Here is a 15,358-nt window from a genome sequence, read left to right as displayed (position 1 = left end):
ATATTCGTCTCGCTATTCCAGATACGGCGCCAGCACATCTTCGATCCATTTCATGAATGCGCGGACTCGGCGCGACAGATTGTTCCGATGTGCTACAACGAGGGACGCGGCGATCGCCCGGCGACGAAAATCGGGCATGATCTCCACAAGCGCTCCACTCTCCAAGTATTGCCCAATCCCTAGGAGTGGCGCCTGAATCAGGCCAAGGCCGGCAAGGGCAGCGGCTTCGTAGGTCTGCGCGCTGTTGACATGTAGCGCACCTGGCAAGTGAAGCGTCGCGTAGCTGTCGCCGTCCGGATATTCCCATCCAATGGGTTTTGCGCCCAGCATCGTCGAAAAATGAACTGTCCGATGTTCCTGACGCTGGAGATCTTCTAGCGATCGGGGGACGCCATGGCAGGCCAGATAGGCGGGACTGGCGGCGTTGACCATGCGCAACACGCCCAACGGGCGAGCAATGAGCGTCTCGTCCCGGATGGGACCAAGCCGCAACACGCAGTCGAACCCCTCTTGAACCAGATCGACTTGCCGATCCGTACTCGACAGCTCCAGCTCCAACCCGGGGTGAGCCGCCATGAAATCCGGCAAGGCCGGCACGATCGTTGTGCGCGCCACCTCGGTCGGAAGATCGACCCGCAAACGCCCGCGAAGCGCCACCCGATCGCTTGCGAACATCGAGTGTAGGTCATCGACTTCAGCAAGCAGGTCGCGGGCGCGGGCATGAAATGCGCGGCCGTCCTCCGTCAACTGCACGCTGCGCGTCGTCCGATGCAAGAGCCTGACACCGACATCTTCTTCCAGCTTCCGGACCGCCGTTGAGGCCCTTCCCTTTCGGATGCCCAGGCTATCGGCTGCGCGGGTGAAGCTTCCCATTTCCGCTACCGTTATGAAAATGAGGATGGGTTCGAGATTCTGCATTTTCGTACCTCGGTATTGTTCCTCGTAGAGAGAACGGTGAGTTCGTTTTCACCTCGTTTATCATATTCAAGGCACACAGTAAGTTAAGCTCCGAATATGTGATCCCCCAGCGGAGAATGACAAATGTCCGAGACTATGAAGCTGCATCGGGTGCCAGAAGCTACGAACTTGCATCCCGCCGCGTGGGCGGGCCGGATAATGAGCATGTTTGTCGTTGTCGTTCTGGTGGCAGACGGCGCTATTCAGCTTTTCGCGCCAGCACAGATCGCGAGCATGTTGCAGGAAACCGGGTTTGCGATGGACCTGACCCGTATCGTGGGTCCAATCATACTTGTCTGCGCCATCCTTTACGCCATCCCGGCAACCGCCGTTCTCGGCGCGATCCTGGTGACGGGCTTTCTGGGAGGTGCCATCTGCGCCCATGTGCGCATCGGGGAGTTGGGGACGCCGCCGGAAATCATTTCCGTGCTTCTGGGCGCGTTGACATGGGGCGGCCTCTATCTGCGCGATCCCCGTATCCGGGCCATTCTGCCGCTCATCCATTGAATCAACGGGGGCATTGTTCTGTCCCTAAAAATCAGGAGAAAACGCATGTTTTTGGTAATGGGAATCACGGGAAAAGTGGGCGGCGCAACGGCAGAACATCTATTGGCCCACGGCAAGGAGGTACGCGCGCTCGTCCGCAATCGCGAAAAGGCGGCTAACTGGGCGAGCCGGGGCGTGGAACTGGTAGACGGCGATTGGAATGACTCGGCAGCCATCGAGCAGGCGCTCAAGGGCGTCGAAGGTGCTTTTGTTATGTTGCCGGCTGTCTGGGCGCCCTCGCCCGATTACAAGGAAGCAAAGGGCGTGATTGCGAACTATGTCGAGGCGCTCACCAAGGCAGCGCCGCCGCGGGTGGTTGCGCTTTCGTCGATGGGTGCGAACCGAACCAGCGGGCTCGGAATGATCACGGCCTTATCGCTTCTGGAGCAAGGCTTTCGAAACCTGAAATCCCCGGTCACCTTTGTGCGCGCTGGCGGATTCTTCGAAAACTTCCTCTACGGCTTGCAGGTCGCCAAGGGCGGAACGCTACCGGTCTACTACAATCCGACAAACCGGAAATCGACCATGGTCGCGACGAACGACATCGGCGCGGAGGTTGCAGCCCTTTTGAGCGGGCCAGCCTGGTCAGGGCAGCGCGTGACCGAGCTTGGTTCGATGGTCAGCGCGGATGAAGTCGCGGAGCAATTGGGTGAAGTCCTGAATCTCGACGTGAAAGCCTTTGCAGTCCCGCGTGCAAAGTGGGCCGAAGCGTTTGAGCAGTTCGGCATTCCGAAGGGCCACACCGGACCTGCCGAAGAAATGTTTGAGGCAGTGAATGCAGGATGGATGGACCTCGGAGCCGAGGGTACGGAGCACGTAGTGGGTACGACGCCCGCACGCGATGTATTCGCGGCGGCCCAGAAGGCCGCCAAGGCGTAAGTCGGGGACGGATCAGGCATGAGACGGGGACTGCCTGCTTCCGTGTATCGTTCAGGCTCTTGCCAGCCGTGACGGTCTTTTGCCGATGGGACTGATCGTGAAGGCATGTCTAAGAAGGTCGAAAATCGATCAATCGGTGCCGATAGTCGCCGAAATTTCCCTTTGAAATCAAGAGCGAAAATTTCTGACGGATCTTCGACACAATTCTTCGTCGTGCGCGGAGAAAATTTGCGTCGGTGGATCAATGCGTTACCATGGCTTAGAACAATCGAGTGGGAGTGAGGGAATACCGGATACTCTGGCGCACGCTAAAGGGGAAATAACGCAGGAGAATTATGCGCGCGTGGAGCCGTCCACACATACCCTCGCATCCGTGATACAGGCGAAGTATCCTAGGTATTCGTTCTTACGAGGAGGTGATCGTGCTTTCAAAAGGTATTGCCGCCTTGGCGATCGCCCTCGCCCTGCAGCCGTCGGTAGCGCAAGCTCGGCCAGGGTCGCTGATCTCAGCAGCGCGGATGGCGGACGCGCCGGCCAGTTTCCAGGCGTGGCGGATCCGCTACGAAACAACAGATGCCTCCGGGCGACGGACTGAGGCGACAGGCGTTCTAGTCTCGCCGCGCGGCAGCGCTGGTCGTCTGAAGCGCGACGTTATGGCCTGGGCTCACCCAACCGTCGGCATCGCCGAGGCGTGTGCGCCGTCCGCGCAACCCAATGTCCTTGAGACAATTCCAAACCTCGCCGGCCTGATTGCGCAGGGGTGGGTGGTGGTGGCGACGGACTATCCGGGCCTCGGGACGCCAGGACCGAACGCGTACCTGGTGGGCGAGGCTGAAGCCCGGTCGCTCCTTGACTCGGTGCGAGCGGCTCAGGGCCTGGCGCAAGTTGGGGCTGGAAGGCGCTTCGGAGTCTGGGGACTGTCGCAGGGCGCACACGCGGCACTCTTCACCGGCGAAGTTTCGAAGCGCTATGCGCCCGAGCTTGAGATCGTCGGTGTGGCGGCCGCTGCGCCTCCAACCGACCTCTCCGCCAACCTAGGCGGCGGCGTCAACCCGACCGTGCGGGCTGCGCTGACGGCGTTTGCGGCGCAGAGCTGGTCCGAAGTCTACGATGTCGACCTCTCCATAATCGCGCGTCCCGTCGCGCAACGCGTCATCCGGCGCCTTGCCGGCCGGTGCTCGAGTCCCGATCCGGCATTGCGGACCAAGATCGAGGTGCTGCGGCTGCGTCGCCAACTTCGCGATGTCGACCTCACCCTCATCGACCCGTGGCGCGGCCTGCTGCGCCGGAACTCTGCGGGGAGCGTCTCTGCTGGCGCGCCGCTACTGATCGCCCAGAGCGCGGGCGACCAAGTCGTGGCGCCCGCGGTCACCCGCAACTTCGTCGCTCGTGCGTGCAGTCGCGGCGAGAAGGTGCTGTTTGTGGCCGCCGGTGACGGTCCGCACGCTACGACAGCCAGTGTGACGGCGGCACAGACCATCTCATGGTTCGCAGGCCGGTTTGCCGGAAACCGGCGGCAGGAACAGGCGCGCGTCGCGCCTTCAGTTCAGACCTTTCCAGACCCGCCAGCGGATCAACGTGATTTCGCCGGCGGGTTCACTGGCACGATGGCGACCGATAGATAATGATGGTCTGCGGGGCGGGACGGGGTTGAGCTGCCAGATCCTCAGTCCACGGCAGCAATCTTGGTGGCAAACGCCCGGTAGGAGTGCAGCGGGCGGCCGAGGATTATGGTCAGTCGCTCGACGTCGCCAATCTCGGGGATCATGCCGTCGCTGACGTAGCGTTCCGCCATCAGGCGCATCTCATAGGCGGTCCACTTCGGCATGAAGCTTGCCATGTTCTGCTCGAATCCGCTGGGATCGTCGCCGCCGTAGACAACGGGGCGGCCGAGCAGGTCCGACCAGATCTTGGCCACAACCGGGCCGGTCAGCGTATCGGGACCGACCAGATTGATCGTTTCGATTGGCAGCTTGCCGGGAGCCCGGTCACGACGGATCAGCTCGATGGCGGCAACCTCAGCGATATCGCGGGCGTCCACCATGGCGACGCCTTTGCTGCCGATCGGCATCGGATAGACGCCGTGGTTGAGGATCACGTCCTTGATCATCAGCTCATTGTCGATGAAGTAGGTCGGGCGCAGGATGGTGGCGCTGAAGCCCATCTGCAAGAGCATGCGTTCGGCGCCGAACTTCACGGCGAAGTGCGGCACGTTCACCGCGCGATCGGCTTCGAACACGGAGAGATAGACGACGCGTTCGACGCCTGCCTCGCGGGCGATGTTGAGCGCGATGATCGCCTGGGCGAATTCGTCGCCGGTGACGGCGTTGAGCAAGAAGAGTGTGCCCACGCCCTTGAAGGCGCTGCGCAGGGCATCGATGTCGAGCAGATCGCCCTGAGCGACTTCGACGCCGGCCGGGACATTGGCCTTCGAGGGATCGCGGGTGAGCACGCGGACCCTTGCACCGCGCTTGACGAGTTGATCGACGACGTGGTGGCCGACGCGGCCGGTGGCGCCTGTAACGAGAATGGTCATTGCGGTTACTCCGGTTGGGGTGTTCAGTTGACAGTCATCAATTTAATGATCCACATTGATCTCGATAGACGCTCTATTTGGACTCACTGTCTCGTTGGTGGAACACATGGATCTGCTCGCTCTCGCCGATTTCAATCTGGTCGCCCGCCATGGCGGGTTCGGAAGGGCTGCGCGTGCAGCCGGCCGTCCGAAGGCAACCTTGTCGCGGCGGGTGGCCGAGCTGGAGGCAAGTCTCGACCTGCGCCTGTTCGAGCGCGGCGCACGGACGCTGAAGCTGACGGAGGAGGGGCGCGCACTCTTCGAGCGAACGGGCACGCTGCTGACGGAACTTGACGAAACGGCGAAGGCTATCGCTTCAGGTGGACATAGCCCCCGAGGCCGGTTGCGGATCAGTGCGCCCTTGCTGTTCTCGCAGACGGCGTTGGGAAAGCTTGCAGCAGGATTTGTCCGGAAATATCCCGAAGTTCAGCTTGAGATCACGACGGAAGACCGAGCCGTCGACATGATCGAGGAAGCCTATGATGTGGTCATACGCGTGAATCCGGAGCCGGATGAAAGCCTTGTCGGGCGCGTCTTCCTTCACGATAGGCTTGTCGTCGTGGCAAGCCCCGAGCTGCCGCGCCCGGCAGGCAGCAATGCCGTTCCCTCTGTCTCCCGTGGGGCGATGGCCCAGGCTGAAACATGGGAGGTCACAAGCTCAGCGGGAAAATTTCGCCTTGAGGCAAGGCCGGTTCTAAGCGTTTCCTCGTTCATCATGGTTCGCGATGCCGTCCGCGCCGGCGCGGGCGCGGCGCGTCTACCCCTATCGCTTGCCGGCCCCGATCTGGCCACAGGCCGATTGATCAGCTGGGGCGAAGTGGAAGGATTTCAGACCGCCCTTTGGGCGCTCTATCCGACCCGGCGGCTACTCAGCCCGCGCGTGTCGGCATTTCTCGACTATCTTAAGGAAGCTTTCCCTCGAGGAACACCTGACGAACTTGCCGCCTATATCGAACGATGAGCGGAGGCCCGGCCGTGGAGGCTGGTGAAACGGCTGCTGCGTCCCCCGCTCTTCGAACGGCGCCTATACGCCGTCAGGCCCAATCTTCGCGACTTTGTGGCCTTCAAATATTCGGTCGCGCGCTGCTCGAAGACGTCAGCGCGCAACCAGTTCTCGGCGTCGATCACACGGTCGTGGATCGATTATTACTGCTCCTTCTTGAATAAATCCTGGAAGATGAGCTGGCCCCAGGTGCGGCCGCGTGCGTGCACTAGCGCGCCGCCCTCGTTGAGCCTTCCCAGCTTGACGGGTGCGAACCCGAGTTGTTTGGCCAAGGCTGCCACGGGAGCGATCGCGTCCTCGTCGTCGCTCGACAGAAAGACGACCCGGTGGCCGCCCTCGACGACCGGATCGGCAGCCAGAGTGGCCGCAACCAAATGATTGAACCCTTTGACAAGCTTGGCACCGGTGAACGCCTTCGCGACGAAGGCGGAGGACGGGAGACCGTCCAGCTCTTCAGGGACTGGAAACGCGTTCGTCGCGTCGATGACTGTCTTGCCTTTCCAGCTCGGCAGGGCCTTCGCAACCTCCCGATGCTCCCCGAACGGGACCGCCAAGATGATCGTGTCGGCCTCGAGTGCATCCCGCAGCGACTTGGCGACGACCATAGGTCCAATCGCCTGAGCCTGCGGCGCCAACGCCTCGGGTGGCCGGCGGCTCGCAACAGTTACGTCGATGTTTTTACGGGCGAAGGCGTGGGCGAGGGCCTGGCCTATCCTACCGAATCCTATAATCGCATAGCTCATAGTGCTTCTCCAATCCGTGGTGATATTGATTCCCCGGCCTTTCAGATGGCCGAGAAGCCGCCGTCGACAGACAATTCCAGCCCATTCACGAAGCTCGAATCGTCTGAAGCAAGAAACAGCGCGGCCGTCGCAATTTCCTCAGGACGCCCCATCTTTCCCCGCGGGATCAGGGATTCGAACATCTGCTTCGCCTCCTCGGTGAGAACCTGGTCCTGCATCGGTGTGGCGATCGGCCCCGGGTGCAGCACGTTCACCCGGATATTCCTGCCCTTCAGCTCGTTGAGCCACCCGCGTGCGAATGCGTGCAACGCCGCCTTGCTCGCCGCATATACGCTGTAACCAGGAAAACCTTTGAGCGAAGCAACTGATCCGGTCATGAAGATCGATCCGCCATCGTTGAACAGCGGCAACGCCTTCTGCACCGTGAACAGCGTGCCGCGTGTATTCAGGCCGAAAGTCGCATCGAAATGCTGCTCGGTAATCTCGCCCAGCGGGACGGCTTCGCCCGTGCCGGCGCTCGCATACAGGATGTCGATTTTGCCCTTTTCCCGCTTGACCGTATCAAACAGGCGGTCGAGGTCGTCGAGATTGGCCGCGTCGCCACGCACGCCGGTCACGTTCCGGCCGATCAGCTTGACAGCCTCGTCCAGCGCCTCCTGTTTACGGCCTGTGATGAAAACATAGGCGCCTTCTTCAACGAACCGCTTGGCGCTCGCCAGCGCCATGCCGCTCGAGCCACCCGTGATGACCGCAACCTTACCTTCAAGCTTTCCCATGACTTCTCCTTTCGTGGTGTCGGGACAGCATCTGCCCCCGAGAACCTCGAAATGGGTCCGCCGGCGTCAGTTGTTGAGTGCGGAAGCGCGCACATCGGTGGTGCAAAATCGATCCGGCTGGACGACTGACGCCAGCCGCGACGATCGGTGTCCGCCGTTCGGAATTGGGCCGCGCTAGTCGACATAAGCTATGATGAGCCCACCCACTGCTGTACGATGCCTTAGTTACGGGCTTTGGAAGGCGCACCGCATGGTGCCGGATTGCACCATGATCGACTGGGATGACATTCGCTATTTTCTTGCCGTGGCGCGCGGAGGCTCAGTGCGGGCTGCCGCCGAGGGCCTCGGGGTATATCACTCGACCGTGCTGCGACGCATCGCACAGCTTGAGGAACGCCTCGGGGCGCAGATGTTCGAAAAGCTGCCTTCGGGCTACCGCCTGACGGCTGCGGGTGAGGAGGTCCTCGAGCTCGCGAACCAGATGGAAGCGTCGTCGCACCAGCTGGAGACGCGCGTCTTCGGTCGGGACCAGAGCGTGCGCGGGCTTCTACGAGTGACGTTGGCTCCGACCCTTGCGACACATCTGCTCATGCCGGACCTCGCCGATTTCGCGCGTCTGCATCCGGACATCGAGGTGGACATCGTGTCGTCCGGCGAGCTGGCAAATCTGACCAACCGAGAGGCCGATGTCGCGATCCGCGTCGTCTATGACCGCAAAACCCTGCCGCTCAATCTTCACGGCCTGAAGGGACCGGAGCTGTTCGGCGGCGTCTACATGTCCCGCGATCGACTGGCCGCATGGCGTGCGGGCGCGCCTGATCCCATCCGGTGGATCGTCATAAGCATTCATGGGGTACCGGACTGGGTCAGCGAGGGTGAGGTTCGCACGACGGGGGTTCCGTTCAGGACAGCGGACCCCGAGGCGCAGATCGTTGCTGTCCGACAAGGGCTCGGGATCACGACACTGCCGTGCTTCGTCGGAGATGCCGACCCCCTACTGGTGAGGGTGCCAGGCACCGATCTGCACATGTACGGAACGCTCTGGCTTCTCACACAGGGCGAGACACGCAAGACGAAGCGCGTGCAGCTCTTCACGGAGTTCATATCCAGCAAGCTCGCCGCTTACGCTCCGCTTCTCGCGGGGCTGGCCTTATCGCGCGACTGATGCGCAGCAAGTCGCCGATAATGGTAGACAGCCGCGTGACGGTCTTTTTTGAGAACTGCCGGTACGGCTCGGTCGGCGGTCGTCAGAAGGAGGATGGCTTTTCCCAGGCCGCCTCTTTGCCTCGCTGATTCACGAGCTCGTGTGTCATGACGCATGGGTGGTTTGAGCCACCGCTGGCGTGCTCGGATCTGCCCACATTGAAAATCGCAATCGTAGACTGATATCGTCCAATCCGGCCAATTTCCCTCGAATCGATTGTCACCCGACATGCCGTTCTACCATACCAAGGAAAACGACCTCGACTTCGCCGATGGCATCATTCGAACCAATAATCCAGCGTTCCGTCGGACCCTTTTCCAAAGTGTCCTTCAAAGCCGCCCTCGCCGCGCAGCCCGGAAAGATCACCTGTCCCCGATCCGGGAACGACAAACCACGCTGCCTTGATCTTGCCGTTCTCGACGATTTCCGAGCCTTGAAGCACGAAGGTGCCGTGGCGTCCGCCCAGTCTCCCACGGAAACGCTGCACGCTGACGAGGCTGGCGGATCGATCGGCACCGAGGACCTGCAAAGCCCGAACCGTTGATTCGCCATCGATATCTCCAGTGAAAGTTTCGGTCAGGCGGACCTCCACCAACGCCGGACTTGCGGTGCGGTCGTAAGGCTTGGCGTCGGAGTCCTGAACGGTGATCTTCGTCCTGGCCATTGTGCGCGCAAGCACCCGAGATTGCCCGATCGGATCAACAGAGTCCCGGCCGTTCATTTGCGCTTCCCTTTCACAATGTCGCCGTGGCATGACGAAACGTTATCCCCCTCAAAACAATCGAGCGGGAGCAGGCGCACGGTGTTCAATAGCTCAGCTTTGGGTACCAGTCCGTGCCGCGACCGGCGGGTGTGAGGTCGAGGATCGACCACAACGACGCGATGTCGGGCGCGTCTCGCGGGTCCTGCCCCGGATCGGCCATTTCATTCGTCATCCCGCTTGCCCAGAACAGCCGAACCTTGTGGCTGTCTCGCTTGAATACGACCAGCGCCGGATTCTCGCTGCCGTCCTCGTTGATGAGCCCGAGATCGTTGGCGTAGTCGTCGCCAACGGTTTGCACGAAATCGAGGTCTTGCCACCCGCGTTCGGCCGCAAAGGCAAGCTGACGTTCGACTGGCGAGCGGCCCAGGATTTTTAGCGCGACCCGCTGCTTGATGTCGGCCGCATTGCCGTTCACCGCACCGAGCCAGTTGGTGCACATCGGGCATGGCCGCTCGCGCTGCGGCCCATACATCCAGAAATAGGTCACCAACGCATCGTGTTTGCCGAACAGCTCTATCAAGCTGACCTCCGCGCCATTTGCCTCTTTGAATCGGTAGTTCTTATCGATCACTGGGCCGGGCGGCAGCGCGCGGCGCTGCTCGGTTACTCTCGTAAGATGACGGCGGAGCTCTATCTCCTCGGCCAGCAGCGCTTCACGCGCTTCGCGAAATTCGGAACTTTCGCCTGGAAATGGCGTCTTGGCTTTTTGGGCGAGTGCGGCGGCAGGTGTCAACATGTGGACCTCCGTGATGCATTTCAATCACTGAGCTTCAAACGATCCGGTGGGGATCAGGTTCCGGAATGAATATGAGATTCCTTGGAAGTGCCCGATCGCCAAATCAAGCGAATCGGGCACAGCCAAAGAATGACGAACGGGTTGGCGCCTTACTTCACGGTGATGCTCATACCGCTAATATCGGCGTTGACCTGCAGGCCGACTTGCCGGCCCGTCAGCTCGAGCTGGGCGCCCTTGTCATTGGTCATGACGATCATCTGGGCACCTTTGCCGATCGCGCCGCCGCCGCCCGCTGCACCGTAGACGCCGCTGACATCCCGGGCGCGACGAATGTGGCGCACGGTACCGCTGAAATAGGTCTTGGAAGCACCGAAGGCGAGGCCGCCCGAGATGCCGCCGATCGAGACGGGATAGCGCCGGCCATGGAAGGTCAGCGTACCCTCCCCTCCGGAGCCACCAACAAAGAAAGCCGCCTTGTAGACGGCAAAACGGATCGTGCCACTATCGGCATGCGCGGCGCTGGCAAAGCCAATCCCCGCGGCGGCGATGGCGGCAACCGCGACTGAACGAAATCCAGACGAAATCTTCATGATGAGATGTCCCTTAAGAACGCCGCTTACCCAGCCGGCCGGGAACGACATCAGCGTCGTATCAAAGTTAAAGATAAACGATCTCGCACGACCTTTAGTTCCAAAGCAAGGTAATAACAAAGCGTTAGAACCTATCTAAATAGCAGGGCGGAAACGGGGGCAACGGCACTGCCTTCCACCCAGGAAGACACCGAATATTGCATGACGTCTTCCTTTCTCGATGCACGCAGCCTAAGACTTGCGGCGTTTGACGTGGTCGACGAAGGCCCGCAATTTCGGCATCATTTGATGGCGGCTGGGATAGTACAGAAACATGCCCGGCGCCATGGGTGCGAATGGCTCCAGAACACGCTCGAGCTTGCCTGCTTTGACCAGGCTGGCGGCGATCGGCTCGGGCACTTGCGCGAGCCCCATATCTTCCGCCGCCGCACCAAGAATGGTGGGAAAATCGTGCGCGATCAGCGGGCCCGAGACGATCGCTTCGATCGACTTGTTGTTGTCAACAAAGGACCAAGGCGCGATCGACGCGTTTGAGCGGCGCATGCGCAAGCATGCATGCTGGCGCAGATCGTCGATATGCTCGGGCCTTCCCTGCCGGCGCAGATATTCGGGGCTGCCGACGACCACGAGGGGGAAAGGCGGGGTCAGCCGAACCGCAACCATGTCCGCGGCGATGAACTGGCCGAACCGGACGCCGGCATCAAACCCTTCGGCGGCGATATCGACCAGGTCCGCGCTTGCCGCGATCTCCACCTCGATCTCGGGATAGGCCTGGCAAAAGGATGCGATCAGCGGCTCCAGCAGGATCGGCACCACCGCCTGCGGCACCGTGAGGCGCAATAGTCCGGCGGGCCGCTGACCAAGGTCGCGCGCGCCATGGCTTGCGGCGACAAGCTCCTCGAACGCAGGCTTTGCACGCGCGTGAAATCGCTCGCCGGCCTCGCTCAGGCCGACACTGCGTGTCGTGCGGATGAAAAGTGCCGCGCCGATACGCGTCTCGAGCGTCCGCACCGCCTGGCTGACTGCCGATGGCGTTACCCCGAGCTCCGCGGCCGCTTTGCGAAAACTGCGGTGCTGGGCAACACTCAGGAAGGCCTCGACGCCATCGAGTGCACCCTGCCTGACTGTGAAGTTCTGCTTCATAACTCGTCGACATTATCGAGAATAGTCGCTCGTGAAAAGCAACCATATGTTTGAGTTGTAAATCAGGACGTCGCCGAAACGAGACCGTGAAAACGATCTGTAGCCGACCCACTCTCACAGGAGCTGCTTCCATGACCCATCCAACCCCTGCTCAGACACAGGCCATCTCGCCCGCAACCACCGGGATAATGATCATCCTTACCGTGAAGGCGGACGTCACACGCGAACAAGTCATGACCGTCATGCCCGCTGAAATCCAGCAGACGGTACTGCTCTATCTCAGCGGAAAGATTCGCGAATGGTATTCGCGGGGCGACGGGCGCGGAGCCATCTTCCTGCTGGATTCCAGGGATGTCGCCGAGGCGCAGGCGATCATGGAGGACCTGCCCCTAGCCAGGCAAAATCTCATGGACCACGAATACATCGCAATCGGCCCGCTTTGGCCGCTCCGCTTGCTCATGGCCAATCCCTGAGCACCCGCAGATATCGAAACATATCCACAAACATAAGGGAATCCGAGCATGCCACCGGACTTCAATCTTCCATTCGTTCTCAGCGTTGCCGGCGCCTTCCTGACAAGTTGGGTGGTGGCTTACGTCTATGTCTGGCCAGCGGTTCGTGCAATGCCGCGCCGTGAGGCGCTGAGACTTCTCGCGGCTTTCCATGCGTTCAGGTTCCTGGGGATGAACTTTCTGGTATCCGGATTCGTATCGCCTGAATTGAGCCCGGATTTCGCCAATCAGGTCGCATGGGGCGATCTCATCGCCGCTGTTCTCGCGCTCGTTTCAATGGCCGCAGTTTCCTGGCGGTGGCCGATCGCGGTTCCGATTGTCTGGATATTCAATATCTGGGGAACCATGGATCTTCTGAACGCCTATTACATGGGCATAACAAGGATCGGAAATCCCGGCCTCTTTGGCGCCGGCATTTATATACCTGCGCTTTACGTGCCGTTGCTGCTCGCCAACCATGGCCTCGCCTTCGCAATTCTATGGCAGAAAAGAGCATTGGAACAAGCGGCATGACGCGACGGAGGACCGCGATTCGGCCACTACGCCTTACTGGATTTCGTGTATGAATAAAAATAACCGGAAGGGCGCAAGGTCTAGCCGGATGTCTGCAGCAGATTTCCCAACGCCTAACCCAAAGAGTGACCTGAATGAAACCCACGCTCTCGCCGCCGCGACTGGAAACCGAACGGCTCATTCTCACGGCGCATACGCTCGATGATTTCGAACCGCTTGCCGGCATGTGGAGCGATCCTCTGGTCGTGAAGCATATTTTCGGCAATGTCGTATCCACTTCTAGGGAGTCATGGATGCGGATGCTGTCCTATCACGGCCTCTGGCCGCTGCTGGGACATGGCTATTGGGCAATCCGCGAGAAATCGTCAGGCCGATATGCCGGCGATCTCGGTTTTGCCGATTTTCATCGGATGATGGAGCCGGCGATCAAGGGCATTCCCGAGGCCGGCTGGGCATTGGCGGCGTGGGCACACGGCAAGGGCTTTGCCACAGAGGCGCTTGCCGCTGCCCTTGCCTGGCTCGACGAGCAGCCGCGATTTAATCGCAGCGTCTGCCTGATCTCGCCCGATAACAGGGCCTCGATCCGAGTCGCCGAAAAGGCGGGCTATCGCGATCCGAGACCCACCCGCTTGAACGACAAGGACACGTTGTTGTTTTCCCGCGCCCGCCGGGCAGCGGAAGGATAGAACGAGCCGGACCAGATCATTCGTCCGGCTGGACGCTTAAAATCCAAGCGACTGCTGCACCGGCTTCGGCGGCGCGAGCTGGACGCCCTCCAGCTCCAGCATGCGCGCCTTGGCATTCGAGCCGCCGGGCGCCGAAAAGCCGCCGATCTTGCCGCCGGCCGCCAGAACACGATGGCAGGGAATGATCAGCGCCACCGGATTCTTGGCCATGGCCTGGCCGACATCCCGCGCGGCCTCAGGCCCCGCGCCAAGCTGCTTGGCCAGCGTCCCGTAGGTGGTGGTATGCCCCCAGCCGACCTGACGGGCAGCATCGTAGATCTGCTTGAAAAACGCATCCTGCTCGCCAAGGTCGAGCGTGACGCCCGAGAAGTCGATCTCCTCGCCCGCGAAATAGCGCTTCACCTTGGCGACCACCTCCGCCACCTCGGGCGTCGGCGTGCCTGGCTGCGCATTCGACAGGCGGCGCCGCAGCAGGCGCTCGGTCGCTCCGGCATCCTTCGTCGGCAATTGAAAGCGCAGGACGCCGACATCGCTCCACGCGATGCCGCAAAAGCCACCGGCGGTTTCGAAGATCAGGTAATTCTGCCTTGTCTCACTCATGACGAAAGCTCCTGTGTTTCCACTTGTCATGAAAATCGTCCTCGGAAGCGTCGAATTCAACCCGATTCTTGCGAAGATCGGCAATTGCCACTGTTTTAGTGACCGCGGAGCGACCGTGAGACCTTAGCTGGCAGGCGTATCAATATCCGCCGCCGGCCGGAGAGGAATTCTGTGTCATGCCGCTGCCGGAACCGCTGCCACCGGTCGTGGAACAAGAAGCGATACCGAGGCCAATGAGTGCGAGAAACAGGGCGGTGAAGACTGATCTGGTGAACATGGCTGACATTCCTTGTTGGCGAGAATGGGCACGAAAGCCCGAACCTGGAATGAACGGATCAAGCCGACCTTTTATTCGATCGCATTTTTGAAATGAGATCCGCTCGTCGTTGGGATCGCGAATCTGACAAATGTTCCCTATTTGTTCTTGATTTAGCGATTGCGCTGTCCTATGCTCCTGATAATCCAAAACAGGAGGAGGCAAAGCGATCGAGCTTTGAAGCGACCCATGAAGAACAATGGGCAACTCTCGCTCTATTTCAGCGGCGGATCGTGTAGCCGGACATCAACGCCAATCGATCAATGGCCAATCAGCGAACTCTATTTCGCTGTCCTTCCCGATCCGGAAACCGCAGCACGGAGTTTCAAGCTCGCGGGCAACTTCCATCGGCAATACCGTTCTTTCGCCAAACCACGACGCGCTGATCTCCTTCATGTGACACTCTTTACGATTGGCTCGTTTCGCTGCTTGCCCGAGGAGATGGCGTTTGCAGCGATGGAAGCTGCCTCGAGGGTTAGGAAGCCATCCTGCCCCGTGGTTTTCGATCGGGCCGTCGGTTTCGGCAATGGCGATAATCGCCCGCTTGTTCTATGGAACAAGGATGGGAACGCCGAACTCAAGGCGATCTACCAAGAATTGGTCGATGCCATGCGGCTCACCGGGATTACGCCGGCGAAAGAAAAGCCTGTCGAACCGCATATGACGCTGCTCTATCATGGGCAGCTCGTTCCCGACATCATGCTTGAGGAACCCGTGAGCTGGACAGCGAAAGACTTCGTCCTCATCAACAGCCTACAGGGTCAATCAATCCACCAGCATCTTTGCTATTGGACGCTGCGCGACTGAGAGGGACGT

19 protein-coding genes are annotated in these 15,358 nt (G+C 60.5%); 9 read left to right on the top strand and 10 right to left on the bottom strand.

What is annotated here, in order from left to right:
* Positions 1-12: 12 nt before the first annotated feature.
* On the bottom strand, positions 13-918 hold the full coding sequence (locus FP026_RS01110) for a LysR substrate-binding domain-containing protein (protein WP_149632803.1): 906 nt from the start codon (positions 916-918) through the stop codon (positions 13-15).
* A gap of 123 nt (positions 919-1,041) precedes the next feature.
* Between FP026_RS01110 and FP026_RS01105 the strand changes: the two genes are divergently transcribed.
* The 3 genes from FP026_RS01105 (at position 1,042) to FP026_RS01095 (ending at position 4,007) form a co-directional block, all read left to right on the top strand.
* A complete protein-coding gene (locus FP026_RS01105) occupies positions 1,042-1,464 on the top strand; it encodes a DoxX family protein (RefSeq protein WP_149632802.1) in 423 nt (140 codons plus the stop codon).
* Between the two features lie 45 nt (positions 1,465-1,509).
* Complete coding sequence (locus tag FP026_RS01100) at positions 1,510-2,382, top strand: NmrA family NAD(P)-binding protein (RefSeq protein WP_149632801.1); 873 nt, start codon at positions 1,510-1,512, stop codon at positions 2,380-2,382.
* A 422-nt stretch (positions 2,383-2,804) separates the two neighbouring features.
* Positions 2,805-4,007: a lipase family protein gene (locus tag FP026_RS01095; RefSeq protein ID WP_149632800.1), complete on the top strand. Its 1,203-nt coding sequence runs from the start codon at positions 2,805-2,807 to the stop codon at positions 4,005-4,007.
* 41 nt (positions 4,008-4,048) lie between these two features.
* Here FP026_RS01095 and FP026_RS01090 read toward each other — a convergent pair whose 3' ends face one another.
* Positions 4,049-4,918, bottom strand: a complete 870-nt coding sequence (locus tag FP026_RS01090) for an SDR family oxidoreductase (protein ID WP_149632799.1) — start codon at positions 4,916-4,918, stop codon at positions 4,049-4,051.
* A gap of 106 nt (positions 4,919-5,024) precedes the next feature.
* Between FP026_RS01090 and FP026_RS01085 the strand changes: the two genes are divergently transcribed.
* Positions 5,025-5,918 carry a LysR family transcriptional regulator gene (locus FP026_RS01085; protein ID WP_149632798.1) on the top strand — a complete coding sequence of 298 codons (894 nt, stop codon included), beginning with the start codon at positions 5,025-5,027 and terminating at the stop codon, positions 5,916-5,918.
* 185 nt (positions 5,919-6,103) lie between these two features.
* On the opposite strand, the gene FP026_RS01080 is transcribed toward FP026_RS01085, so the two are convergent.
* Together FP026_RS01080 and FP026_RS01075 are read right to left on the bottom strand one after the other, a co-directional pair.
* Positions 6,104-6,703 carry an NADPH-dependent F420 reductase gene (locus FP026_RS01080; RefSeq protein WP_149632797.1) on the bottom strand — a complete coding sequence of 200 codons (600 nt, stop codon included), beginning with the start codon at positions 6,701-6,703 and terminating at the stop codon, positions 6,104-6,106.
* A gap of 41 nt (positions 6,704-6,744) precedes the next feature.
* The gene (locus FP026_RS01075) at positions 6,745-7,479 is read right to left on the bottom strand and encodes an SDR family NAD(P)-dependent oxidoreductase (RefSeq protein ID WP_149632796.1); all 735 of its coding nucleotides are present in this window, start codon (positions 7,477-7,479) and stop codon (positions 6,745-6,747) included.
* 268 nt (positions 7,480-7,747) lie between these two features.
* On the opposite strand from FP026_RS01075, the gene FP026_RS01070 reads away from it, so the two are divergent.
* Entirely contained in the window at positions 7,748-8,644 is an 897-nt protein-coding gene (locus tag FP026_RS01070; protein WP_149632795.1) for a LysR family transcriptional regulator, read from the top strand.
* A gap of 316 nt (positions 8,645-8,960) precedes the next feature.
* Here FP026_RS01070 and FP026_RS01065 read toward each other — a convergent pair whose 3' ends face one another.
* The 4 genes from FP026_RS01065 to FP026_RS01050 all read right to left on the bottom strand — a co-directional run bounded on the left by FP026_RS01065 (position 8,961) and on the right by FP026_RS01050 (position 11,915).
* Entirely contained in the window at positions 8,961-9,404 is a 444-nt protein-coding gene (locus tag FP026_RS01065; RefSeq protein ID WP_188112465.1) for a DUF3224 domain-containing protein, read from the bottom strand.
* An 85-nt stretch (positions 9,405-9,489) separates the two neighbouring features.
* Positions 9,490-10,182, bottom strand: a complete 693-nt coding sequence (locus tag FP026_RS01060; RefSeq protein ID WP_149632793.1) for a DUF899 family protein — start codon at positions 10,180-10,182, stop codon at positions 9,490-9,492.
* Between the two features lie 149 nt (positions 10,183-10,331).
* The gene (locus FP026_RS01055; RefSeq protein ID WP_149632792.1) at positions 10,332-10,772 is read right to left on the bottom strand and encodes a hypothetical protein; all 441 of its coding nucleotides are present in this window, start codon (positions 10,770-10,772) and stop codon (positions 10,332-10,334) included.
* A 231-nt stretch (positions 10,773-11,003) separates the two neighbouring features.
* Positions 11,004-11,915 carry a LysR family transcriptional regulator gene (locus FP026_RS01050; RefSeq protein WP_149632791.1) on the bottom strand — a complete coding sequence of 304 codons (912 nt, stop codon included), beginning with the start codon at positions 11,913-11,915 and terminating at the stop codon, positions 11,004-11,006.
* A gap of 131 nt (positions 11,916-12,046) precedes the next feature.
* Between FP026_RS01050 and FP026_RS01045 the strand changes: the two genes are divergently transcribed.
* From FP026_RS01045 to FP026_RS01035, 3 genes are all read left to right on the top strand, one after another.
* Positions 12,047-12,388, top strand: a complete 342-nt coding sequence (locus FP026_RS01045) for a hypothetical protein (RefSeq protein WP_188112464.1) — start codon at positions 12,047-12,049, stop codon at positions 12,386-12,388.
* 48 nt (positions 12,389-12,436) lie between these two features.
* A complete protein-coding gene (locus tag FP026_RS01040; protein ID WP_149632790.1) occupies positions 12,437-12,940 on the top strand; it encodes a hypothetical protein in 504 nt (167 codons plus the stop codon).
* A gap of 134 nt (positions 12,941-13,074) precedes the next feature.
* Positions 13,075-13,626: a GNAT family N-acetyltransferase gene (locus FP026_RS01035; RefSeq protein WP_149632789.1), complete on the top strand. Its 552-nt coding sequence runs from the start codon at positions 13,075-13,077 to the stop codon at positions 13,624-13,626.
* A 36-nt stretch (positions 13,627-13,662) separates the two neighbouring features.
* Here the strand turns inward: FP026_RS01035 and FP026_RS01030 are convergent, their stop codons facing one another.
* Positions 13,663-14,226, bottom strand: coding sequence for a methylated-DNA--[protein]-cysteine S-methyltransferase (locus FP026_RS01030; RefSeq protein ID WP_149632788.1), 564 nt, complete (start codon positions 14,224-14,226; stop codon positions 13,663-13,665).
* A gap of 139 nt (positions 14,227-14,365) precedes the next feature.
* Positions 14,366-14,503, bottom strand: coding sequence for a hypothetical protein (locus FP026_RS30070; RefSeq protein WP_188112463.1), 138 nt, complete (start codon positions 14,501-14,503; stop codon positions 14,366-14,368).
* A gap of 171 nt (positions 14,504-14,674) precedes the next feature.
* Between FP026_RS30070 and FP026_RS01025 the strand changes: the two genes are divergently transcribed.
* Complete coding sequence (locus FP026_RS01025; RefSeq protein ID WP_348642296.1) at positions 14,675-15,349, top strand: 2'-5' RNA ligase family protein; 675 nt, start codon at positions 14,675-14,677, stop codon at positions 15,347-15,349.
* Positions 15,350-15,358 lie beyond the last annotated feature (9 nt).

The organism is Martinezella tropici, assembly GCF_008370325.1.
In the GTDB taxonomy this organism is placed as follows: domain Bacteria; phylum Pseudomonadota; class Alphaproteobacteria; order Rhizobiales; family Rhizobiaceae; genus Rhizobium; species Rhizobium tropici_B.
This window is presented reverse-complemented; position numbering and strand designations above follow the sequence as displayed.